Consider the following 23,026-nt stretch of genomic DNA (forward strand, 5'->3'; position numbering starts at 1 on the left):
TAAATTTTAAATACAAAGAAAAACAATACCTCAAAAATCTGATCTATAGTGCCAGACACTTATATTAATTAAAAACAAAAGAAGAATTTATCTTCTTCTGCCTCTTGAGGAGTTTCTTGAACCCCTGAAATTACCTCTTCTACCTCTTCTTCTGTCTCTATCATTGCCTTTTGAATTAGCGCTTCTTTCAAGCAATCTTTTTGCTTCTTTAATGCTTTTTCCGATTCTTTCTTTGCCGTCCGCTTCTTTTTCAAAAAGCATACTTGCAAATTTTGTAGCTATTGTAAACAGATCAAAATCGTTTTGTAATACTTCTACAATTTCGATTGATTTCGTATTAGGCTCAATTGAGCTTATTTTTTCCATAATTTTTTGAATTTCAGTGTTTTTCACATCTTGAAGAGTCGGAACTTCTTTTAGTTCAATTTTAGAAATTTTCTGAATTTTGCTAAGAGCTCTGAATTCATGAGGAGTTACAAGCGAAATCGCCATTCCTTCTTTTCCGGCTCTTCCCGTTCTTCCGATTCTGTGAACATAGCTTTCCGGATCAAGCGGTAAATGGTAGTTAAATACATGTGTAACATCGTTTACGTCAAGTCCCCTTGCCGCTACGTCGGTTGCTACAAGTATTTCAATTCTGTTACCTTTAAACCCTTTGATAACCTCTTCTCTTTTTCTCTGATCCATATCCCCGTGAAGACCTTTAGCATCAAACCCCACACCGCTTAAGAAATCAGCCACCGTATCTACGTCTTTTTTAGTTCTACAAAATACTATCGCTTTATTAGGCTGTTTGTAATCAATAAGTCTGATTAAAGCGTCGTTTCTTTCGTGCTCATCAATAACATAGAAATATTCTTTAATATTTTCGTTGGTCACTTCTTTTTTTGTAATCTGAATGAATTCAGGGTCTTTAAGAATTGTTTTTGCTAAAGTTAAAATCGGTTTTGGCATAGTAGCACTGAATAATAGTGTCTGTCTGCTGCTTGGCACGTATTTAAAAATCTCTTTAATGTCGTCCAAAAATCCCATATCAAGCATTTCGTCCGCTTCATCAAGCACAACGTATTCAGGTGCTATATCAATCTTACCGCTGCTTAAAAGATCTATTAGTCTTCCCGGAGTCGCTACGATTACTTCAGAGTTTTTGATGTGGTTAATCTGTCTTGAATAACTGCTCCCACCATATACCGTAGCGGTATGAATTCCGAGATATTTTCCGAATCTGAAAATCTCTTCACTTACCTGTATCGCAAGTTCACGCGTAGGTGTAATGATTAAAGCTTTTTGCCCTTTTTCAAGCATATTCAAAATAGGAAGCCCAAATGCCGCCGTTTTACCTGTTCCAGTTTGAGCCTGGGCTACAATATCTTTGCCTTCAAGAACTACTGGAATAGCTTTTTCCTGAATCGGTGATGGTTTTTCAAACCCTATTTCCTCAAGTCTTCTTAATAGTTCTTTTTTTAAATTAAAATCGTTAAATGTCATTTTTTTCCTTGTGTAATGTAATATATTTGCAACTAAACTTTTTTACTTTGAAACGAACACGTTTCACAACTTCACAACTTATCTACTTCGCAACTTATTTAATGGCAGTAGAGTTTATAATTTAAGTAGGTATTCTTAAAATACGGAGGATAAGGCACTATAGCTGAAAAATCTTTAATTTCACCCGGAAGTAATCCGTCTTTTATAATAATTCTCGTAGCCTTGACGGTATTTGGTTTGGCTTCTTGTTTATCTTTACTTCCGAAAATATTTAAACCGCCCGGTTTAAAAAAACTTCCCTTTGTAAATTTACCACCCCATCCGTTATTTACCAGTTTTATTTCCAGTTTGCAGTAATTTATTTTAAATTTACCTATATTTTTGACTCTACCTTTTAAAACTAACGTTTCGTTGATCAAAACTCTTCTTTGCTTTACATCTATCAGTTTTGCTTTTTTGGTATATTTTTCTAAAATAATCAGACCAAGTCCAGCACCAAACGCGGTAACGATAAATGAAGCAAATATCATACTCAATAACAGCTTTGTGCTGTTACCGGCAGCTTTTATGGATATAATTACCAAAAATATAAATAAAACTAAAAAGAATACTATATCAAGCCAGTGAAGGATGGTGAAATAAGGAATCATTTTTTTCTGTTCCTTTTTTCTTCTATTCCACTTACGCCTTCTCTTCTTTTAAGTTCTTCCAAAACGGCTTCCGGATGAATATTTTTCAATGCCAATGCAATTAAAGTATGAAAGGCAAGATCAGCCGCTTCATAAATAATTTCTTTTTTATTATTGTCTTTAACCGCAAAACAAAACTCCGCCGCTTCTTCCGCTACTTTTTTAAGAAGTGAATTTTCACCTTTGTGGTATAATGAAGAAACATATGAAGTTTTTGGATCAGCATTTTTTCTATCAAGTAAAGTATGATAGAGTTTGTCGATGAAATTATACTCTATTTCTTTTGTTTTGTCCAATATTATCTCATTTGTGTCAAGTTTCGTAAAAAAACATGATTTTCTTCCCGTATGGCAAGCTACCCCGTTTTGTTTTACTTTGAGTAAAATAGTGTCGTTATCGCAGTCAATTAAAATATCTTTTACTTCCTGCGTATGTCCGCTGCTTTCACCCTTTTTCCAGAGTTTATTCCTGCTTCTTGAAAAATAGTGGGCATATCCGGTTTCTTGAGTCAGTTTAAGAGCTTCTTCGTTCATATAAGCAAGCATAAGAACTTCGTTTGTATCTGCATCCTGAACGATAACGGGAACAAGTCCCCCGTTTTTTTCAAAATCTACCATTTCATTCCTTACTTAGTTGTGGATATTACTTTTTTATTATCGTCAATATTCATCCAAATATTAGGCACCGCACCGCCTGGCGTTAAAAATATTTTGGCATCTTTATTTACTTTAAGCGCTTCGTTAAACTGCCCCTGAACTTCAAGTGCTTTTAATTTTAAAAGATTTTGTGTTAACGATTCGCTTATAATTTTGTTGGCTTGAGCTTGAGCTTTTGATTCAATAAGCATAGCTTCTGCTTTACCCTGTGCTTCTATTTTTTTGGCATCCGCTATACCTTTTGCAATCGCCGCTTTTTTCTCGGCTTCCTGTTTTGCTCTTAATACTTCGTATTTCGCTCTTTCAGATTCCTGTTTTGCAATCTGAACTCTTTCAATCTGTCTTTTGATATTTTCAGGCAGCACTATATCTCTTAACTGAAAACTCTCAAATATAACCGGTTTGTGTTCGATTTTCATTAACTGATCTCTGATTTGATTTTCTATTTTAGTAGCAATTTCATTTCTTTTAGTCGGAATTTCTTCAGCCGGATATTTACCAATTACGTTTCTAACCACGTCTCTTACTATCGGATTTATTATCTTATCTTCCCAGTTAAGTCCGTATGTTTTCACCACATACGCAGCTTCTTTAGGATTTAGTCTGTAACTTACAGACAACTCCACAGTAATAGGAAGACCTCTTGCATCAAGAACGTTAATTGCCGGATAAACTTTAATAGTTCCGTATCTGTCAGGCATCGTTCCGACTTCCTGATTTCTTTTATAACTTATCATATGAACTTTCGTATCAACTATTATAACTTTTTGAATCACCGGCACGTAAAAATGAAGTCCCGGATTAAGAGGATTTGGACTGAATTTACCAGTTGTCGCCAAAATGCCCACTTCACCTTCGTTTACTATAACCCAAGGTTTAAACATTATTCCAAAAATTATCAAAGCTGCTACAATTATTACACCAAGTCCGCTGTTACCCTGAATAAATTTAGGCGGTTCGAATTTCGGCGGTTCGAATTTGTTTTCGTTTTTGTCGTTATTGTTTTTATTGTTCATCCATCCGTTTAAATCTGCTGGCATATATTTCCTTTTTGTAAATTAAGAGAAAAAATCTCTTTTTTGAGATTTTATAGTTTTTTTATTATATGTATGTTAAATAGTGTTTGTAGCTTTTATCTCTTCCGTAAACAACGTCAAAATAGGCTTCCTGAAGCTCTTTTGTAATCTCACCTCTTTTTCCGTTTCCGATGATTCTTCCGTCAACTTCCCTGATTGGTGTAACTTCAGCCGCGGTTCCGGTAAAAAACGCTTCATCAGCAATATAAACCTCATCTCTTGTAATTCTTCTTCTCTCAACCGGAATATCTCTTTCTCTTGCCAGTTCAAGCACCGTTGCTTGTGTGATTGACTCAAGGGAATTATCGTTTGGTGGGGTAATTAATACACCATCTCTTACGATAAAGAAGCATTCCCCACTTCCTTCTGCAATAAACCCTTCATCATCAAGCATAAGAGCTTCTTCGTATCCAGCTTCTATAGCTTCGTATTTGGCCATTTGTGAGTTTAAATAATTCGCAACTGCTTTTGCTTTACCAAACGTCGATTTTACAGGATTTCTTGTAATTGAAGATACTTTAACCCTTATTCCGTTTTCAAGTCCTTCTTCACCAAGATACGCTCCCCATTCCCACGCGGCTATAGCTACATGCACAGGCGCACCGATATGATAAAGACCCATTTTTCCGTAACCTAAGAAAATAAGAGGTCTTATATATACATTTTCTTTAAAATCGTTTTTTCTTAATAATTCAAGCTGTGCTTCTTCAAGCTCTTCTTGTGAGAAAGGCACGTCTATTTTAACGATTTTCGCAGAATTAAGAAGTCTTTTAGTATGATCTTGCAGTCTGAAAATAGCTAAACCATCTTCCGTCTGATATGCCCTTGTCCCTTCAAAAACACCATTTCCATAATGAAGTGTATGAGTTAATACGTGAACTTTAGCTTCTTCCCAAGGAATAAACTCACCGTCCATCCAAATCAGTTTTGCCTCATTCATTATTATATATCCTTTTTTGGGCTAATTTTATCAAAAATTTGATATTATTACTATAAATATAATTTTTACATCCATATAAGGAGCAAAAATGGAACTAATAGCAAAAAAACTTTTAGGCTCAAACGAGTATGACGGGGAGCTAGGAGAGATTATCAACCCTTATTCAAAAGAAGTCACTACAAAATACGTAAAATGCACTGCCGAAGATGCAAAAAAAGCGCTTGAAATCGCAAAAGAGGCATTTAAAAACACCAAAAATTCACCGCTTCATCAAAGAATCAACTGGATAAAGGACGTTGCAAACAAACTTAAAAAGAGAAAAGAAGAATTTGCAAAATATATTACGCTTGAAGTGGCAAAGCCTATTTCCCAAGCAAGGGTTGAAGTGCAAAGATGTATCGAAAACCTTGAAATTTGTGCGGCAGAAGGATACAGAATCGTAGGGGAAACAATCCCCACAGATGCGACTGAAAGCGGATTTAAAACAACATCGTTTTACAAAAGAGTTCCTGTGGGAGTAGTGGTTGCAATTACACCTTTTAACTTTCCTCTAAACCTTGTGGCACACAAATTAGCCCCGGCTCTCATTGCGGGAAACAGCGTGGTGCTTAAACCTACACCCGAAGCTCCTTATACGGCTTATGCATTTGCAAAACTTTTCATTGAAAGCGAGTATGCGATTAAAGACGCCTTAAGCGTGGTTTACGGGGATGCCGAGGTAGGAAGCGCTCTTGTTACAAGCCCGATTCCTAGAAAAATATCATTCACCGGAAGCGTGCCTGTGGGTAAAATAATACTTCAAAATGCAGGGATTAAAAAAGTAACACTTGAGCTTGGAGGAAACGCTGCTACGTTTGTAGAAAGCACGGCGGACCTCGACTGGGCGGCACAGCGTTGTGCTATCGGAGCGTTCGCAAACAGCGGACAGGTTTGTATTTCGCTTCAGAGAATTTACGTGGATGAAAAGATCTATGAAGAGTTCGCCATAAAACTCGGAAAAGAAGCAAGTAAACTAAAAGTCGGAAGCCCGTTTGAAGAAGATACGTTTATGGGGCCTTTAATTAATGAAGAAGCGGCAATTAGAGCTGAGAGATGGATTCAAAGTGCGGTAGAAGAAGGGGCGAGAATCATAGCAGGTGGTAAAAGAGAGGGAAATATCCTTGAGCCGACTATTTTAGCGGATGTTACGGATGACATGAACGTGGTGTGTGAAGAGGTTTTCGCACCGATTGTAAGCCTTGTAAAAGTTCCTTCATATGAAGTAGCCGTTATGAAAATGAACGATTCACCTTACGGACTTCAGTTCTCAATGTTCAGTAACCGAGTGGATCTTATGAACAGGGCGATTGATGATTTTGAAGCGGGTGGGGTTATTATAAACGACATTCCGACACTCAGATTCGACATCCAGCCTTACGGAGGGGTTAAACTATCAGGTATCGGAAGGGAAGGTCCAAAATTTGCGATTGAGGATATGACTGAAATTAAAGCGGTGATTATCCGCTAAATCAGTCCCGCTTCATTTAATACGGGTAGAATTTTTTCCCATATTTCTTCCAGTTTTTCTTCTATAAAAGATATAGATTTTTTTTCGTTATACCATTCTTTAAGATGGTTTATAGCATTTTCTTTTTCAAAATCGTTTAGTGTCTCATCGTTTTTTATTTTTTCTATAGCTTTATTAAGTTTTTCCATTTAAAATCCTTTTTTACCGCATTTCCAGCCGCGTTTGTTTCTAAACTCATCCGGAAGTTTCACATCTATATCCAAATCTTCAAGATCTTTAAGTGAGTTTAGTTTTACGAAAATTATACCATTATCTCTGAGTTTTTTTATAAGTATACTCGGCATTGATTTGCCTATTACCATTTGCGCTCCCGTTTTTTCGCATTCGAATTCTAGGTTGTAGCTTTTTCTAACCTCTCCATCAACTAAAATATCCGCAGGGTAATCCGCAAGCTCTCCGTTTTTTACCAAAAGTATCGTTTTCATGTTGTCCTTTCAAAATTTGTTATTAGTATATTTGTTATTGGTGTAATGGTTATTTGTCCGGTTTTTAAATGTTATCGGTATTCTAACATACACTCTCTGTGCCCAAAATTTGCAATATTTCGGGGACTATATTTTCCCATTCTCAATTTTCCATTCTACATTCTCAATTCTCAATTTTTCCAAGCACATATTTAGCAAACGCAAAGCTTGCCGTAAAAGCAGGACTTACGGCGTTTAAGATATGAATCTGGTTTTCTTTTCTCTCAACTAAAAAGTCCATTACAAGCTCGTTTGTGTTTTTGTTTAGCAGCTGTGCCCTAATTCCCGGCGTCATCGGCTTAAATTCACCTCTTAAATTTTTAACTAGTTTTTTTGCTTCTTTTATAAGATTACTCGGTATATAGTATCTCATTTCATAAAGTGCCAGATCCCTGAAGCCGAAGGAATTTTTAATAAAAAGTTTTGCCTCAAGAGATAAAATTTCAACCATTTCGCTAAAACTAAACCTGCTTGTCATCGTATAGTTTTCCCTCCAAAACGCAGGAATTGCGGTTGGGCCTATTTTTATCGTATTATCAGCCATTATCGTAAAATGAACTCCCAAAAACGGGTTTTTGATATTCGGCACAGGGTAAATCTGCGTTTTTATTCTGTCACTTCCGAGATATTTTCTGTAAAGTCCTTTAAAAGGCAGCATCGTATATTCAAGCCCTATCCCATTTTGATGCGCTATTTTATCGGCATATAGTCCAGCAGCATTTATTAAAAAATCATAACTCTCATTATATTTTTCATACGGCATATTAAAAATAAATTTCACACCTTTTTTTTCCAGCTCTTCTCTTAATACTGAGCATACTTCCCTCGGATTTACACTCGCAGTATTCGGTGAATAAAGGGCATATTTATATGTTTTTGCATTTGGGTCTATTTTTTCGGCTTCTTTTTCACTAACAAGATACGCCCCTGCGTTATTGGCAATACTTCTTTTTGCAAGTTCGTGCAGGGTTTTGACCTCATCTTCGTTTTTGGCAACCACAAGTTTACCGGTTTCATTTACCTTTATTCCGTTTTCGTAGCAAAATTTCTTCATAAGGGCATTACCCTCGGCTGTGAGTTTTGCTTTTAATGAATCACTGCTGTAATAAAACCCGGCATGCAAAATTCCGCTGTTTTTACCGCTTGCGTGAAATCCTTCGTGTGATTCTTTATCAATTATAACTATCTCATCATCAGGCTTTTTATTAATCCATTCATAAGCAAGTGTCATACCTATGATACCGGCACCTACTATAAGTATTTTCATTATGCTCCTTTAAGTTAAGTTGTGGAGTTGATAAGTAGGTAAGTTGTTAAGGTTTTTTCCAATTTCTTCCTTTTATACCCTTCACTACTTAACTACTTACTCACTTACCTACTATCATTCCATCATATTCCAAGCTCTAAAATCTTCCAGAGCTTGTCAATTTCTTCATCGCTGAAGAGCAATGTTTTTTTTTCGTTAAACAAAAGTTTTAGCTTTTCTTTTTCAAATCCACTACTCATGATACATTTTTCATGAGCCGGAAGAAAACTTCTAGCAAGAGCTACCTTTTGTTCCACTACTTTTTCGCATAAAAAACATATGAAATCGTTATGAAGCCTACCCTCTTTTTCCAAAAGTGACACATAATGTTCTATTACGGCTCTCTTTACATCTCTTTCATGAAGAGTTTCACATAATTTATAAAGTGAATTATAATAAAACTTATCCACCCTGCTTACATCAATAAAATGTTTGTTAAGTAATCTTATATATTCTTTAAAATAAAGCGTTTTTTGCATATCAAAAAGAAACTTAAAAGGTATTTGTGTTACGTGTCTGAGTCTTTTTATTGTTGTTTTTGCAGTTTCTTCAATATAAAAATCTATTAAATACCCTACATTAATGTATGAATGCCTTGCCCCATAAAATCTATATAAACTTATTACTTCACTTTCTGTAAGTATCCTAACTATTAAATCTTCATCCCTTACTCTAATTGTGTTTAAAATAAAACCCTTCAAATTCTATACCCTGTTTTTTGGAGAATTATATAATAAATTAATTTTCAATATTTTTTAAAACTTTACTCCAATCACTATTATGTTTATAACCTTTTAAAATTTTGTATTTGATATTATTTTTATTTTTAAATTTATTGTAATATGAAAAAAACACTTCTTTATTTACAATTCTATCTTCCGAACCAATAAAATGTATTTGTTTTTGATTTGTTAGTTTATCAGTAAAATCAGCTGGATTCATAGAATGTTTTAAAGGAGAAAGATAATGAATCTGACACCATTTTGCAGTATCTAGATTACCTGCAATTGTTACAAGTAAATCAACATCATTTCTAAAAGCGCTAACAAGAGCCGCAACGGCACCGCCTCCTGAATAACCGATAATAATAAACGAATTAATGTTATATTTTCTTTTTAAACTATTTAAAATTTCCTGATATGATTGTATTACTTCTTTTGAAAACCTATAATCAGTCCAATATCTATAATTGCATTTTTTATCTTCTACATATTGGCAAGGTCTTGCCAAATAGATTTTGCATCTGTGTGTATCTTTCAAAGTAAGTTTAAGAGCTTCAGGATTTAAAGGTGTTGGATTATCCGATATTAATTCGGAAGTAATCCAAGAAAGCCCGTCACCTTCAATAAAAACATACACTTTTTGACATCCATTTAAGTTACTGATATAAGAAAAAATCTTAAACTTTGAAGTTAAAAAAATATATTTTTTTAACTTATTCCCTACTATATTTTCAGCGGAAATTTTTCTTTGCTGAGGTGTAGGAATATTATACCCACACCCCATCAATAAAAACAAAATTACAACAAATATAAATTTTTGCATATTTAAAATTTAATATTGTATTTTGCAAACACACTTTTACTTGTAAAGCCAGTTGTTTTTTTATTTATATTAATTCCAAAACTAAATGAAGTGTGATTATGCATTTTTTTATTCAACATCATTCCTCCATTAAATGTTAAAGGGCTATTTTTAATACCACCTGTTTCAAACACTACATCATTTGCACCTTGAAAACTTGCTGAAACAGTTTCTCTATCATTAATAGTATTATATTCAATATTTCCATATGCAGAAATATCTGTAGATAAGCTTAAAGCATATTTAAATAATCCTCCGGTTCCAATAACAAGTTCTTGTGTGTTAAAACCTTGAACATTTAATCCCATTCCACCTGCACCTGTTTCACTATAACTTGGGCTATGATAATATTTATAAGATAATTTCAATCTTGGAACAAAAACAAATTTTTCTTTTAATTCAACATTTTTATTTATTATTGCTTGAGCATAAAAAAGTTTCGGATTATATGAAGCTGTAGCAGTTTGATTAGTTGTAGAGATAAATCTTTTACTATTTATTTTTTGCATTCCAATTCCAAATTGATAAGAAATTACAGCTTCATTAACATTCATAGGATTTGTTCCATAAGCTATAAATGTATAATTATCTATTTTACTTGATTGAGAAAGTCCATTTGTATTTACTTCACTATGTCCATATGAAAAAGCTATCCCTGCTCTTTTCGCATCACCATAATCACCATCTGCACCTAATACAAATCCACTTGTATGTGAAGTAAATCCTCTGTAACCATCTCTGTCATTTTGTGTAGTATAAGTATAATATGGTTTAATCCATAAATTTCTATCTTTAAAAAGCGCATTACCAGAGTTTAATCCTCGTTGTCTTGCTTCAATGGTTGAACTAATTGCATTATTCGTATACAAGACTGATTTTGAAGTTGATAAAACATTTACAGGAATAGACTCAGCTATAGCATCAGTTTTTTCGTTGTCAGTGCTTTTAGAGTCTAACAATGTTAAATATCTACCAATATCATCATTTACAATAAATTGACCAAATATTTTATCTAATGCTTTGGCTGCACCAATTTCAAATGCTTCCCCATGCTCATTTACTAAAGTTTCTAAACCATCGGTTGTTTTTTTAACCAATAAATTCATTGATGTGCCATTATTTTCAGCTGAAAACACTAAAAGTGCACTATTGTCGATAAAATTCATATGATCTATATCTGCTGTAATTTTTCCATTCTCGGTTACAGCTATTACTCCTTCATCATTGCTAAACATTTTATAAGTATATTTTGAAGAGTTTTTCAATGTGTTTAACCAGTCATTTATAGTTTTATTTGTAGTATTAACAAACATAATATTTATTGTTGAACCTCTCTTGAAAACAATATTATTTTGGACACCTATTTCTGAAACTTGTGCAGATAGATTAGTATCGCTTACAAAAAGTCCAATTTGTAGTTTTCCATTTGAATTTTGTGTAAATGTTTTAGCTTTTATTACCTGATTCGGATTTAAAATCAATGTGCCATTATTTACAACATCCATTCCTTTTGCATTTATACCACCAATTGCTGTTGCGTTATTTGTAAACATTCCAGACTTAGAATATGAATTTAATGTATATTTTGCATTGATATTCCCGTTATTTATTACTGAGTTGGAATCATCTCCCGCAATATAAATTGCAGTGTTATCAGCTGTAATATTACCTTCTTTACCATTTATTATACTTCCATTATTTGTAGTTACATATATACCAATCTCAGAATTTATACGAGCATTGTTTATGATGTCTTTATTGTTATTTATTACATTTATACCTTTAGAGCTTTTGGCTATATCTGCATTATTAATAATAGTCCCGTTATTGTCAGTTACATTTATAGAACTATTAACACCTGATAAATATCCAGAATTTATGATTGTGTTTTTATTATTCACAATTAATATTGCTGAATCATTAGAAGTAATATTACCATCGGTGTCGTTTAAAATTGTTCCATTATTTGTAACAATAGACATACCTTCAGTAGAAGCAATAATTTTATTATTAGTAATATTTGCATTATTATTTTGTGTATAAATTCCTATATTAGAATAAATAAACCCATTATTTAAAAGAGTATTATTGTTTTCCTGTGTATAAATCCCGATATCACCATCTCTTAAAGTATTTGTATTTGTAATAATTCCTGTGTTATAAATTACGCTTATTAAATGATTGTTATTTGAACTTGATAATGTTCCGTTATTAGTTATATTTGCTTCGTTATTAGTAACTTGTATACCAATATCTTGTGAAGCAATATTTCCTTCATTTAAAATTGACCCTCTATTCGTATTTATAAGCATACCTGTTTTAGAATACATATTACTTCTTAATATATTTATAATAGAGCCGTTATTATTATCTACTTTTATACCTACTTTATTTGTGCTTTCTAAAACTGCATAGTAACTATTTTCTATTGTGTTGTAGTTATTTTGAACATAAATTGCATAATTACTATTTGAAATAGATTTGCTATTTTTTATATTACCATGGTTATCCGTAACATTTATAGCACTATTAGTTCCTGATAAATATCCTTTATTAATAATAGTATTATTATTATCCGATACAAAGATTGAAGTATCATTTGAAATTATATAACCATAATTTGAAATTTCACCATTACTAATATTCACTGATATACCTACATCTGAATAGATATAACTGCTACTGCGTTTGTTTGAAATATAACCATTATTATTATCAACTTTAATACCTGTATTATTTGTATTTTTTATAACTCCATCACGCTCATTTTCTATCATAGAATAGTTATTTTTTACATATATTGCATAGTTGCTGTTTGCTATAGTATTAAAGTTTTTAACATAACCGTGATTGTCTGTAACATTTATGGCACTGTTTGCTCCTGATAAATATCCAGAGTTTAAAATTTTGTTTGCATTATTTGATACAAATATTGATATATTTTTTGAAGTAATATTTCCATCACCTTCATTCCTGATATAATTATTATTGGTATTTACCATTATACCGCTTCCGGTTTCGCTATAAATATAACCATTATTATATATATTTGAATTATTGATATTTGCTTCTATACCATTTCCGGCTGAAATAATTTTCCCTTTTTGAAAAATACTACTATTATTGGATCCATTTACAGTTATACCTTTGCTTTCAGATTTTATTGTATTGTTATTTGTAACTGTTCCACTATTGTCCTGATCAATGTAAATACCACTGTTACGAGCAGTAATAGTGCCGTTATTTGTAACCCAGTTGTGATTGCTTCTTATTTCAATACCATTACCTTTACCACTGTAAATTATTCCGTTATTTTGAACATTGTTTTGGTTATCATTAACATATATAGAAGCATAATCCGAAGTAATATTTCCATCCGTATCATTTAAAATCAGGTTATTGTTTGTTCCGTTTACAAATATACCTTTACTAACTAAATTTATAGTATTATGATTAGCAATTGTTCCATTGTTGTTTTTATCAATATAAATTGCATTATTGTTGGCACGAATAGTTCCATAATTTGTAATATCTTTATTATTATTTCCGTGTATTTCTATACTATTACCTCCAATTCCATTGGTAATTAAAATACCATTGTTTGTAATATAACCATTATTATCGCTATCAATATAAATTGCTGATTTTGTTGAATATATCTCCCCATTTGTATCATTCAAAATAGTCCCTTCATTTGATGATACAGATATACCTCTTAAGTTTAAATTTATTTTTCCATAATTTGTGATGGATGTTCGAGAATTAGTAATAGCAACATATATAGCATTTCCATCTGAAGCAGTCAATAAACCATGATTATATATATTATTTTTATTGTTATAAACATATATAGCATTATTTTTGGCACGAATACTTCCTTGATCACCAATTACAACTGTTCCAATATTTTCTCCACTGATATTTATACCTGTATCAGCCATAATACTACCATTATTTTGAATTACAGCTTGGGAATTATTGTTTATTACATTTATACCTGTTTGAACATCATTTATAAAATCGTTGTTTAATATAATAGCTTTAAAACCATTATTCTCCACTTTTATAGCATCAACACCATATTGAATTCCATCATTATTTTCTATTCTATTATTATTGTTTTTAACAAAAATACCACCTAATTCTCCTCCGTTTATAAGACCATTATTAATAACTACACCTTGTTCATATACATTTGTAGAAGTTATTTCTATACCATATCTGTCAGAACTTGTAAGAGTTCCATTATTTGTAATATTACTATCATTCTCTATTGTATATATAGAACTCAATTTTGACTTTATAATACCATTACGTTCATTTACAATAGTTCCTTTATTATAATTAACAGAATATATACCTCTACCATATACACTTTCTATTGAACCGTTATTTTCTATATATCCATTTCTATTATTATAATCCACATAAATAGAGTTACTATTTGTTTTAATAGATCCTTGTGAATTGTTCAGTATAACATTATTATTATTGGTCATTACTATTGCATTAGCGGTAGTTGTATTCACATCATTGTTATAAATATCACCCCCGTTTATGATATAACCATTATTAACAGGAGTATATATATCATACATTCCATTGGCATAAATAGTTCCATAATTCAATATTTTTCCGTCATTACCATCATGTATTGCAATAGGCATTCCTCGATAACCAACTCCACTTGAACTTTTGTTTTTAATATATCCTTTATTGGTAATATTATAGTCTGATCCTAAAGTTTCAGTTATATTTATATTATTATCACTATCAGTTACAATACTCCCATCTTTTGTTACTAAAATATTTTCATTACCATTACTGCTTACTTGGGATGTTGTATCAGTATCAATTATTTGATCTGATAATGCCATACATGCAACTATACTTAATAAAAAGATTTTTTTTCCAACGTTCATAATAAGCCTTTTTTCTATAAAGTTTTAATTCTATTTTAATAAAAATAAAGATTTTAGCACTATGACATTTCAGACCAAATTAAAAAAATTTTTACTTTTTAAAAAAATCAAGTATAATAGTAAAAATGTTTAATATATTTAATAAAAGATTGAAGATGAATTTTGGTTATTTTGAAAAAAAAGATGCAAACTTTTTATTTAAAAACTTTACAATTTCTGCATTATTTTATAACTTCCTCATAGAACTTTTACCTACAATTAATATTAATATTAAAGAATTAGAAAAATACACAAAATTTAAAATACAATATATTGCAGATAATGAACGAGTTTCAATTATAAAAGCATATAAATTATGGTGCGGAATAGAAAAACTTTCTCAACGTAGCGATATTGGTATTGTAATAGCAGATTATTTTACATTAGAAAAAGCTGGTTTAATTGGTAAGCTTTTTATACATACTTCAAATTTAAGAGAATCAGTAGCAATTATGGATAGATATCTATCATTAATAATAAATAATATAAACAAAAAATATGTAGAAGTTGATGATAATGTGATTTTTTATTTTGACATAATTCCAAGATTTATTATTCCTCTTAGTGTGTTTGAATGTTATGCAAAAATATGTTACAACTGGTTAAAAGAATATACTTCATTAAATGAACTTCCTATAAAAGAAATAAATTTCTACAAACACACCCCAAAACATATAGATTATTATCATAAAAATTTTCCAAACACCCAAGTTTCTTTTGATCAGTTTACTAACTACATTATAATAAGTAAAAATATTTTTTATATTCCAAATTTTAGACCAAAATATCCTCCTTATAAATTTATATTAAAACATGTTCAACAAATGAAAAAAGATCTTTACACAAAATCTACATATACTCAAAAAATAATCAATGAAATACTTATAACTATGCCTGACGGCAATAATCATTTACAAACAATAGCAGAAAAATTAAATATTAGTGCTAGCACATTAAAAAGACACTTAAAAAATGAAAACACATCTTTTAAAAAACTCACTGAACTTATTAGAAAAAAACTTTCCTATTATATGCTAAAAGACAACAATCTTTCATATGAAGAAGTTTCTTATCTTTTAGGTTATTCAGAATACAGCCCATTTTTTAGGGCATTTAAAAAATGGTATGGAATGACCCCATCTGAATTTAGAAATTTTAAAAAGCCTTTGTAAGTTTTAACCCCCTAAATTATGTTATAATTAGCAAATTATAAAATCGGATTAATAACCTCTTAAAGGAAAATATATGTCAAAAATGTTAGAATTTAAAGATAACTGCGGTTTTGGTGTTATTGCTCATATAAAAGGTAAAGAAACTCACGAAATGGTCAATCAAGCGCTCGAAGCACTTGAAAGGATGATGCACAGAGGTGCAATTGCGGCTGATGGTAAATCTGGTGATGGAAGCGGTCTATTATTTTCACTTCCTAAAGACTTTTTCAGAAAAATAGCTCATAATCACGGCGTTGATCTTCCTGATACATTCGGTGTGGGTGTAATATTTTTAAAAAACGAAAACCAAAAAACGATTGTTGAAGAATACTGCGAAAAAAATGATTTGAAAGTAGCATTATGGAGAGAAGTTCCGGTAAATACGGATGCTTTAGGTGAACTTGCGCTTAAAACCCTGCCTAAAATTTATCATGCTTTTATCGTTCCTCATTCAATTATCGCCATTAAAAGATTTGAAGAGCTTTTATATTTAACAAGAAAAGAGATAGAAAACTTCATTGAAGACAGAGATTTTTACATTCCTACATTTTCAAGCAAAAAGATAGCCTACAAAGGGCTATTAATGCCAAATCACATTAAAGAATTTTATCCTGATCTGGCTGATAAAGACTTCAAAATTTCATTCGCACTTTTCCACCAGAGGTTTTCTACAAACACGCTTCCTGAGTGGAGACTTGCACAGCCATTTAGATTTATAGCTCACAACGGAGAAATTAATTCAATACAGGCAAATAGAATAAACGCACTTATAAAAAGCGAATCAATCAAATCTGAAGTTTATTCAAAAGAAGAGCTTGAAAGACTGCTTCCTATTGTAAGATTTGATGAAAGTGATTCAAGCTCGCTTGACAGGATGATTGAATTTTTAATTATGAACGGAATGGACTTTTTCAAAACAATAAGATCGTTAATCCCTATGCCATGGCAAAACGCTCCTTATTTAGATAGTGAGCTTAAAGCGTTTTATGAGTATTTCTCTACAAGATTCGAAGCATGGGACGGACCTGCCGCCGTTAGCGTAACTGATGGAAGATATATTGCGGTTGTTCTTGATAGAAACGGACTAAGACCTGCAAAATATGTTATTACAAAAGACGATACCATACTTATCGCCAGTGAATACGGCGTAATCGATTTTCCTGAAGAAGATATTGTTGAGAGAGGAAAACTTCAATCCGGTCAGATGATAGGTGTCGATACGAAATTCGGCGTGGTTCTTAAAAATAAAGACATAGACGAATACTTAAAATCAAGCAACCCTTATACAAAATGGCTTAATGAAAATATGATTTACCTTCAAGAGTATATTGAAAACCCTTATGCAATCGACGAACAGATCGAACTTACAGAACTTATCTACAAACAAAGATATGCCGGAATTACTAAAGAAATTATTAATATGGTAATCACGCCAATGATGGAAGACGGAAAAGAACCGACAGGAAGTATGGGTGATGATACCCCGCTTGCATGTTTTAGTGACTATCCGTTTAGAAGTTTTAACGATTTCTTCAGACAAAAATTCGCTCAGGTTACAAACCCTCCTATCGATTCACTCAGAGAAAAAATCGTAATGAGTTTAAATACCGGATTTGGTGAAATCCACAATATCTTAGACGAAGCGCCAGAACACGCAAAAAGAATTAAAACAACCTCACCAATACTTACACAGACAAAACTGAGCGTTCTTAAAAGTTTTGGTGATGAAAATTCACCAAGATATGAAAGCGATTACAAAAACGCAACATACTCAACAGCATTTAAAAGCAACCTTAAAAAATCTCTTGAAGAATTGACTGATAAAATCGTAGAAGATGTAAAAAACGGGGTTAGAATTATATTCCTTGATGACAGCGGTATTGATAAAGAACATAAAACAATACCTATGGCAATGGTAATCGGAAGACTTCACAAAAAACTTCTTGATGCGAAACTCAGACACCTTACAAGCATCGTAGCTCTTACAAGTGAAGTAACAAACCCTCACGATGCGGCTGTAATGATTGCATACGGCGCAACTGCAATTTATCCTTATCTGTTATTCAAAACAGTATGCAAAATATGTGACGAAAAAGGCTTAAACAGAGACGATGCGCTCTTTAACGTTCATAGCGCACTTAACAAAGGTATTTTGAAAATTATGTCAAAAATGGGAATTTCTACAATTGCAAGTTACAGAAACTCGGCTCTTTTTGACATTATAGGTCTTTCAAATGAAGTTCAGGAAGAGTGTTTTATAGGAAGTAAAACCCTGCTTCCGGGTCTTACGTATGAAGACATTGAAGAGAGATTAAACATTAGACATCAAAAAGCCTTTGAAGAAGAAAAACTGCTTCCTGGAGGGGTTATCAAACAAAGAAAAGGTGAAGAATATCATGAGATCACGCCTCAGGTTACAAGAGCATTCCTTAAAGCTATCAAAACAGGTGAAAAAGCCGATTATGACGAATTTAAAAACCTTGTAGAAAACAGACGACCTACTTACATCAGGGATTTCCTTGATATCAAAAGTGATAGAGAGCCTATCTCAATTGATAAAGTAGAACCTCGCGAAAACATTATCAAAAGATTCATCGGTGCGGCTATGAGTATCGGTGCGCTAAGCCCTGAAGCGCATGAAATCTTAGCCGAAGCCATGAACAGCCTGGGTGCGAGAACAAACTCGGGTGAAGGTGGGGAAGACAAAAGAAGAAACGGCACAATCAAGCAGAGCAAAATCAGACAGGTTGCATCTGGTAGATTTGGTGTAACTCCTGAATATCTTGTAAACGCGGAAGAGATCCAGATTAAAGTGGCTCAGGGTGCAAAACCTGGTGAAGGTGGACAGCTTCCTGGATTTAAAGTAACTACTTATATCGCAAAACTCAGACATACAACACCTGGAAAAACGCTTATTTCACCACCACCTCATCATGATATTTATTCAATTGAAGATTTGGCACAGCTTATATTCGACCTTAAACAAATCAACCCTGAGGCAACTATTAGCGTTAAGCTCGTTTCAACCGCTGGAGTTGGAACAATTGCAGCGGGTGTTGCAAAAGCGTATGCGGATCAGATCGTAATCAGCGGTAGCGAAGGGGGAACGGGTGCTGCACCTATTACTTCAATAAGACATGCGGGTAATCCATGGGAGATAGGACTTATCGAAGCACACAACGCACTAAAAGAAAATCACTTAAGAAAATACGTAGCGCTTGAAACAGACGGTGCGCTTAAAATCGGAAGAGACGTTATATTTGCGGCACTTTTAGGTGCCGAATACTATGCATTCGGAACAAGTTTACTAATGGCTGTTGATTGTATTTTCTGTAGAAGCTGCCAGACAAACAAATGTCCTGTGGGTATTACTACTCAGGATGAAGATTATAGAGCCAAATTCAAAGGTAATGTTGAAAAAGTTAAAAATTACATTATAGCACTCGCGGAAGACGTTAGAGAGTGGCTCGCAAGAATGGGTTACACTTCTCTTGATGAGGTAATCGGAAGAAATGATTTAATTACCATTAAAGATATCGATTTAGCTAAAAAATTTGACTTTTCTATGATATTCAGACAAACAGAAGGCGTAAACACCAAACAGGTTGAAAACGAACCTTTCGACAAAAACGAATTCGAAAAAGAGATGCTTGAACTTGTAATGGATACAATCAAAAATCCAAACCACAAATCAGTCGTAAAAGCCGAAATCTGCAACTTAAACAGAAGTTTCGGTGCAAGAATCAGCGGTGTTGTGGCAAAATACTACGGAGATGAAGGCTTGGCTGACGACAGCATCGTATTTAACCTTACAGGAACTGCCGGACAAAGTTTCGGAGTATTTTTAAGCAAAGGTATAACTCTTAGATTAAACGGCGTAGCAAACGACTATGTCGGAAAAGGAATGGCCGGAGGTAAAATCATAATTACCCCTGCAAAAGGTGCAGGTGCAGGAAATACGTGTCTATACGGTGCAACTGCGGGTAAACTTTTTATTGCCGGACCTGTTGGTGAAAGATTTGCCGTTAGAAACTCTGGCGCTGTTGCGATAGTGGAAGGAACTGGGGATCATCCTTGTGAATATATGACAGGCGGTGAAGTGATTATCCTTGGTAAAACAGGTATCAACTTCGGTGCTGGTATGACAGGAGGAGTTGCATTTGTTTATGACAAAGAACATGAATTCGTAGATAAAATCAACGCGGAACTTATCGAAATAAGAAGAATCGATATCGACGAAAACGAAAAACCAAAACTATACCTTAAAAAAAGACTTATTGAATACTATAACGCAACTGGAAGCGAAAAAGCAAAATTTATCCTTGATAATTTCAGAAGCGAAGTAAGACACTTTTGGCTTGTAACTCCAAAAGACAACCGCCCACCTCTTGATCCAAACGATATGGATTAAAGGAAGGCTATGAAAATAGCCCTCCACGTTCCATGTTACATAAACGAACTTTTTCCGAATGTGGCTAAAGCGACTACGCTTTTGTTAAGAAATCTTGGTTATAATGTAACCATTCCCAAAAATCAAACGTGCTGCGGACAGCCTTTTATAAACAGCGGGTATGATACGACCCTTCCGAATATGTATGATGAAATTTTCGGAGAGTTTGATTACATTGTATCACCTTCAAGCAGCTGTGTAAGCACGATAAAATCGCAAAACTTAAATATTTCATATAAATCATATGAACTTATTGACTTTTTACATTCACAAAACCATCTAAACCTCGCAAAAAACCATAAGCCATTAATCCTTCACAACTCATGCCATTCTATGAGACACATAGATATAGCAACCCCTAGCGAATTGAATATCCCATACATAAACAAAGTAAAAGAAGTGTTAGGATGTGAGATTATAGAAGCTAAAAGGGATGAATGCTGCGGATTCGGAGGCGTTTTCAGCGTAAAAGAGGGAGAGATGAGCTATATTATCGGAAAAGAAAAACTCAATGACCTCCTAAGCGGCTGGCAGTATGATTTTACGCCTGTAATTACGGGCGTTGATATGAGCTGTCTTATGCATCTAAAAGGAATAGCTGAAAAAGAGGGAATTAACGCCGAATTTAAACATGTAAGCGAAATTCTGCTGGAGAGTTTGGATGAAACATTATGAACTTGCCGTAAAGTTTTACAAACAAAAAGGCCCGCGCCATGACAAAAGCCTCTGGACTATAAGACAAAAAAGAGATAAGGCAATTAAAGAAGTAAAAGAGTGGGAAGAATTAAGAAACAGGGCTTCAGATATTAAAGATTATGTAATTGAACACCTGCACTCTCTTGTGGACGAATTTATAAAAAACGCTAAAAACAACGGAATTGAAGTCATTTTTGTCAAAAATGCGAAAGAGCACAATGAAATAGTGTTAAAACACCTAAAAGAAATTAACGCAAAAAAAGTAGTCAAATCAAAATCAATGCTCACAGAAGAGTGCGGACTTAACGAATACCTCAATGAAAACGGAATTGAGGTAATTGATACGGATTTAGGTGAGAGAATAGTTCAGTTAAGAGGTGAAAAGCCTTCTCATATTGTCCTTCCGGCAATTCATACCACAAAAGAAGACGTTGCGGAAATTTTAAACGAAACAAACACCGACCCTACATACCTTACACATAAAATGAGAAAACTATTAAGAGAAGAGTTTCTCTCAGCCGATGCGGGTCTTAGCGGTGCGAATTTTCTTGTTGCAGACAAAGGTTGGGCGGTTGTATGCACCAACGAAGGAAATGCCGACCTTGGTGCTGTTTTACCATCTCTTCACATAATAAGCGTCGGAATTGAAAAAATCGTTCCGAATTTAAATGATTTAAGCGTATTTTTAAGAATGCTCGCACGTAACGCCACGGGACAGAAAATTACAACTTATACATCAATATTCGGCAAAAAAGAAAACGGCAAAAGAGTTATTATTTTAGTAGATAACGGAAGATTTGAAAGACTTAAAAGTAAATTTAAAGAAACACTCAAATGCATAAGATGTTCAGCCTGTCTTACAACATGCCCGGTATTCAGACGTTCAGGCGGACATTCTTATAGATATGTAATCCCTGGACCTATTGGAAGCCTGCTTGCACCTTTAAGTGATAAAGAAGAGTATTCAGACCTGCCTTTTGCATGCACACTTTGCGGAAGCTGTGAGGCGGTGTGTCCCGTTAAAATTCCGTTTACAAAACAGCTTGTAAATATGAGACACTATGTCAAATCAATGGACAATGGAAAATGGACAATGGAAAATGCAGGTATGAAATTGACTGAAAAAGCCATGCATTCACCTAAAATGTTTAAACTCTTCAGCACTATATTACGCCTTACACCAAAACCGCTGCTTGAGAGCGTGGCTAAGGAATGGAGCAGATACAAAGCCCTTCCGGCTATTCCGAAAGAAAGATTCATAAAATAATGGAGAATTGAGAATGGAAAATGAAGAATTAATTAATGAATTTATAAAAAACCTGAAACTCGCTGGAGGGGAAATTCTGAACGACATTCCTGAAGGATGGTATGTAACTAAGGCAAAGTTCGGCGTTGCGGAAAACGGAGCCGTATGGGTGGAAGAATATAACAAAGAATTGTTTTTAAGTGAATTTGTAGCTGTAAAAATGCCGAAAAAAGTAGTGCCTACAATGCACGAAGCTGTTGAAATGATTGAAAGTCCGGGAGTTTTCATATCAGGTCCTTCCAAAACTGCGGATGTTGAGAGCTTTTTGGTGTTTGGGGCTCACGGACCTATGAAGTTTGGAATATTTTTTGAATAATACTTGCAAATCATTATTTTTATGATATTATAAATCAAAAAGGATTTACATGAGTTTTGAAGAAATGAGTTTAAAAGAAAAAATAGAAGCAATTGAAAAAGTTATACAAAAAGATATTTTACCTATGCTGGCATTTGACGGAGGAATGGCGGAAGTGCTGGATGTCAGGGAAAGCAATGGTGAAACTCACGTGTTTATCAGATATGGGGGCGCGTGTGCGGCATGCAGCAGTGCCGGAGGTGCAACGCTATTTGCAATAGAAGAAACACTCAGAAGAAATTTAAATACGGACAAAATCAGGGTATTCCCTATTTAA

At 33.4% G+C, this 23,026-nt stretch carries 18 protein-coding genes; 7 read left to right on the plus strand and 11 right to left on the minus strand.

Annotated elements, in window-relative coordinates:
* Positions 1-87 precede the first annotated feature (87 nt).
* The 5 genes from ACYQ19_RS04245 to ACYQ19_RS04265 form a co-directional block, all read right to left on the minus strand.
* Positions 88-1,488, minus strand: a complete 1,401-nt coding sequence (locus tag ACYQ19_RS04245) for a DEAD/DEAH box helicase (protein ID WP_459978178.1) — start codon at positions 1,486-1,488, stop codon at positions 88-90.
* A 98-nt stretch (positions 1,489-1,586) separates the two neighbouring features.
* The gene (locus ACYQ19_RS04250) at positions 1,587-2,138 is read right to left on the minus strand and encodes a DUF2393 family protein (RefSeq protein ID WP_459978179.1); all 552 of its coding nucleotides are present in this window, start codon (positions 2,136-2,138) and stop codon (positions 1,587-1,589) included.
* Positions 2,135-2,794, minus strand: coding sequence for a bifunctional phosphoribosyl-AMP cyclohydrolase/phosphoribosyl-ATP diphosphatase HisIE (hisIE, locus tag ACYQ19_RS04255; RefSeq protein WP_459978180.1), 660 nt, complete (start codon positions 2,792-2,794; stop codon positions 2,135-2,137). The genes ACYQ19_RS04250 and hisIE overlap by 4 nt, the downstream gene beginning before the upstream one ends.
* Positions 2,795-2,802: 8 nt before the next feature.
* The gene (locus ACYQ19_RS04260) at positions 2,803-3,873 is read right to left on the minus strand and encodes a prohibitin family protein (protein WP_459978181.1); all 1,071 of its coding nucleotides are present in this window, start codon (positions 3,871-3,873) and stop codon (positions 2,803-2,805) included.
* A gap of 61 nt (positions 3,874-3,934) precedes the next feature.
* Complete coding sequence (locus tag ACYQ19_RS04265; protein ID WP_459978182.1) at positions 3,935-4,849, minus strand: branched-chain-amino-acid transaminase; 915 nt, start codon at positions 4,847-4,849, stop codon at positions 3,935-3,937.
* 88 nt (positions 4,850-4,937) lie between these two features.
* Between ACYQ19_RS04265 and ACYQ19_RS04270 the strand changes: the two genes are divergently transcribed.
* Positions 4,938-6,356: an aldehyde dehydrogenase family protein gene (locus tag ACYQ19_RS04270; RefSeq protein ID WP_459978183.1), complete on the plus strand. Its 1,419-nt coding sequence runs from the start codon at positions 4,938-4,940 to the stop codon at positions 6,354-6,356.
* Here the strand turns inward: ACYQ19_RS04270 and ACYQ19_RS04275 are convergent.
* From ACYQ19_RS04275 to ACYQ19_RS04300, 6 genes are all read right to left on the minus strand, one after another.
* Positions 6,353-6,544 carry a hypothetical protein gene (locus tag ACYQ19_RS04275; RefSeq protein WP_459978184.1) on the minus strand — a complete coding sequence of 64 codons (192 nt, stop codon included), beginning with the start codon at positions 6,542-6,544 and terminating at the stop codon, positions 6,353-6,355. The two genes, ACYQ19_RS04270 and ACYQ19_RS04275, sit on opposite strands and share 4 nt — an antisense overlap.
* Positions 6,545-6,841, minus strand: coding sequence for a hypothetical protein (locus tag ACYQ19_RS04280; RefSeq protein WP_459978185.1), 297 nt, complete (start codon positions 6,839-6,841; stop codon positions 6,545-6,547).
* Positions 6,842-7,004: 163 nt separating this feature from the next.
* A complete protein-coding gene (locus tag ACYQ19_RS04285; protein ID WP_459978186.1) occupies positions 7,005-8,147 on the minus strand; it encodes an NAD(P)/FAD-dependent oxidoreductase in 1,143 nt (380 codons plus the stop codon).
* A 122-nt stretch (positions 8,148-8,269) separates the two neighbouring features.
* A complete protein-coding gene (gene recO / locus ACYQ19_RS04290; RefSeq protein WP_459978187.1) occupies positions 8,270-8,887 on the minus strand; it encodes a recombination protein RecO in 618 nt (205 codons plus the stop codon).
* A 37-nt stretch (positions 8,888-8,924) separates the two neighbouring features.
* Complete coding sequence (locus tag ACYQ19_RS04295; RefSeq protein WP_459978188.1) at positions 8,925-9,731, minus strand: alpha/beta hydrolase; 807 nt, start codon at positions 9,729-9,731, stop codon at positions 8,925-8,927.
* A 2-nt stretch (positions 9,732-9,733) separates the two neighbouring features.
* Positions 9,734-14,692 (minus strand): autotransporter domain-containing protein, encoded by a 4,959-nt coding sequence (locus ACYQ19_RS04300; protein WP_459978189.1) that lies wholly within the window; start codon positions 14,690-14,692, stop codon positions 9,734-9,736.
* A 155-nt stretch (positions 14,693-14,847) separates the two neighbouring features.
* Between ACYQ19_RS04300 and ACYQ19_RS04305 the strand changes: the two genes are divergently transcribed.
* The 6 genes from ACYQ19_RS04305 to ACYQ19_RS04330 all read left to right on the plus strand — a co-directional run bounded on the left by ACYQ19_RS04305 (position 14,848) and on the right by ACYQ19_RS04330 (position 23,026).
* A complete protein-coding gene (locus tag ACYQ19_RS04305) occupies positions 14,848-15,903 on the plus strand; it encodes a helix-turn-helix domain-containing protein (protein ID WP_459978190.1) in 1,056 nt (351 codons plus the stop codon).
* Between the two features lie 73 nt (positions 15,904-15,976).
* Positions 15,977-20,353 (plus strand): glutamate synthase large subunit, encoded by a 4,377-nt coding sequence (gltB, locus tag ACYQ19_RS04310; protein ID WP_459978191.1) that lies wholly within the window; start codon positions 15,977-15,979, stop codon positions 20,351-20,353.
* Positions 20,354-20,362: 9 nt separating this feature from the next.
* On the plus strand, positions 20,363-21,067 hold the full coding sequence (locus ACYQ19_RS04315) for a (Fe-S)-binding protein (protein WP_459978192.1): 705 nt from the start codon (positions 20,363-20,365) through the stop codon (positions 21,065-21,067).
* A complete protein-coding gene (locus ACYQ19_RS04320; protein WP_459978193.1) occupies positions 21,054-22,355 on the plus strand; it encodes a lactate utilization protein B in 1,302 nt (433 codons plus the stop codon). Before ACYQ19_RS04315 ends, ACYQ19_RS04320 begins: the two co-directional genes overlap by 14 nt.
* A 13-nt stretch (positions 22,356-22,368) precedes the next feature.
* Positions 22,369-22,710 carry an LUD domain-containing protein gene (locus tag ACYQ19_RS04325; RefSeq protein ID WP_459978194.1) on the plus strand — a complete coding sequence of 114 codons (342 nt, stop codon included), beginning with the start codon at positions 22,369-22,371 and terminating at the stop codon, positions 22,708-22,710.
* A gap of 49 nt (positions 22,711-22,759) precedes the next feature.
* A complete protein-coding gene (locus ACYQ19_RS04330; protein ID WP_459978195.1) occupies positions 22,760-23,026 on the plus strand; it encodes a NifU family protein in 267 nt (88 codons plus the stop codon).

The organism is Nautilia lithotrophica (assembly GCF_054656815.1).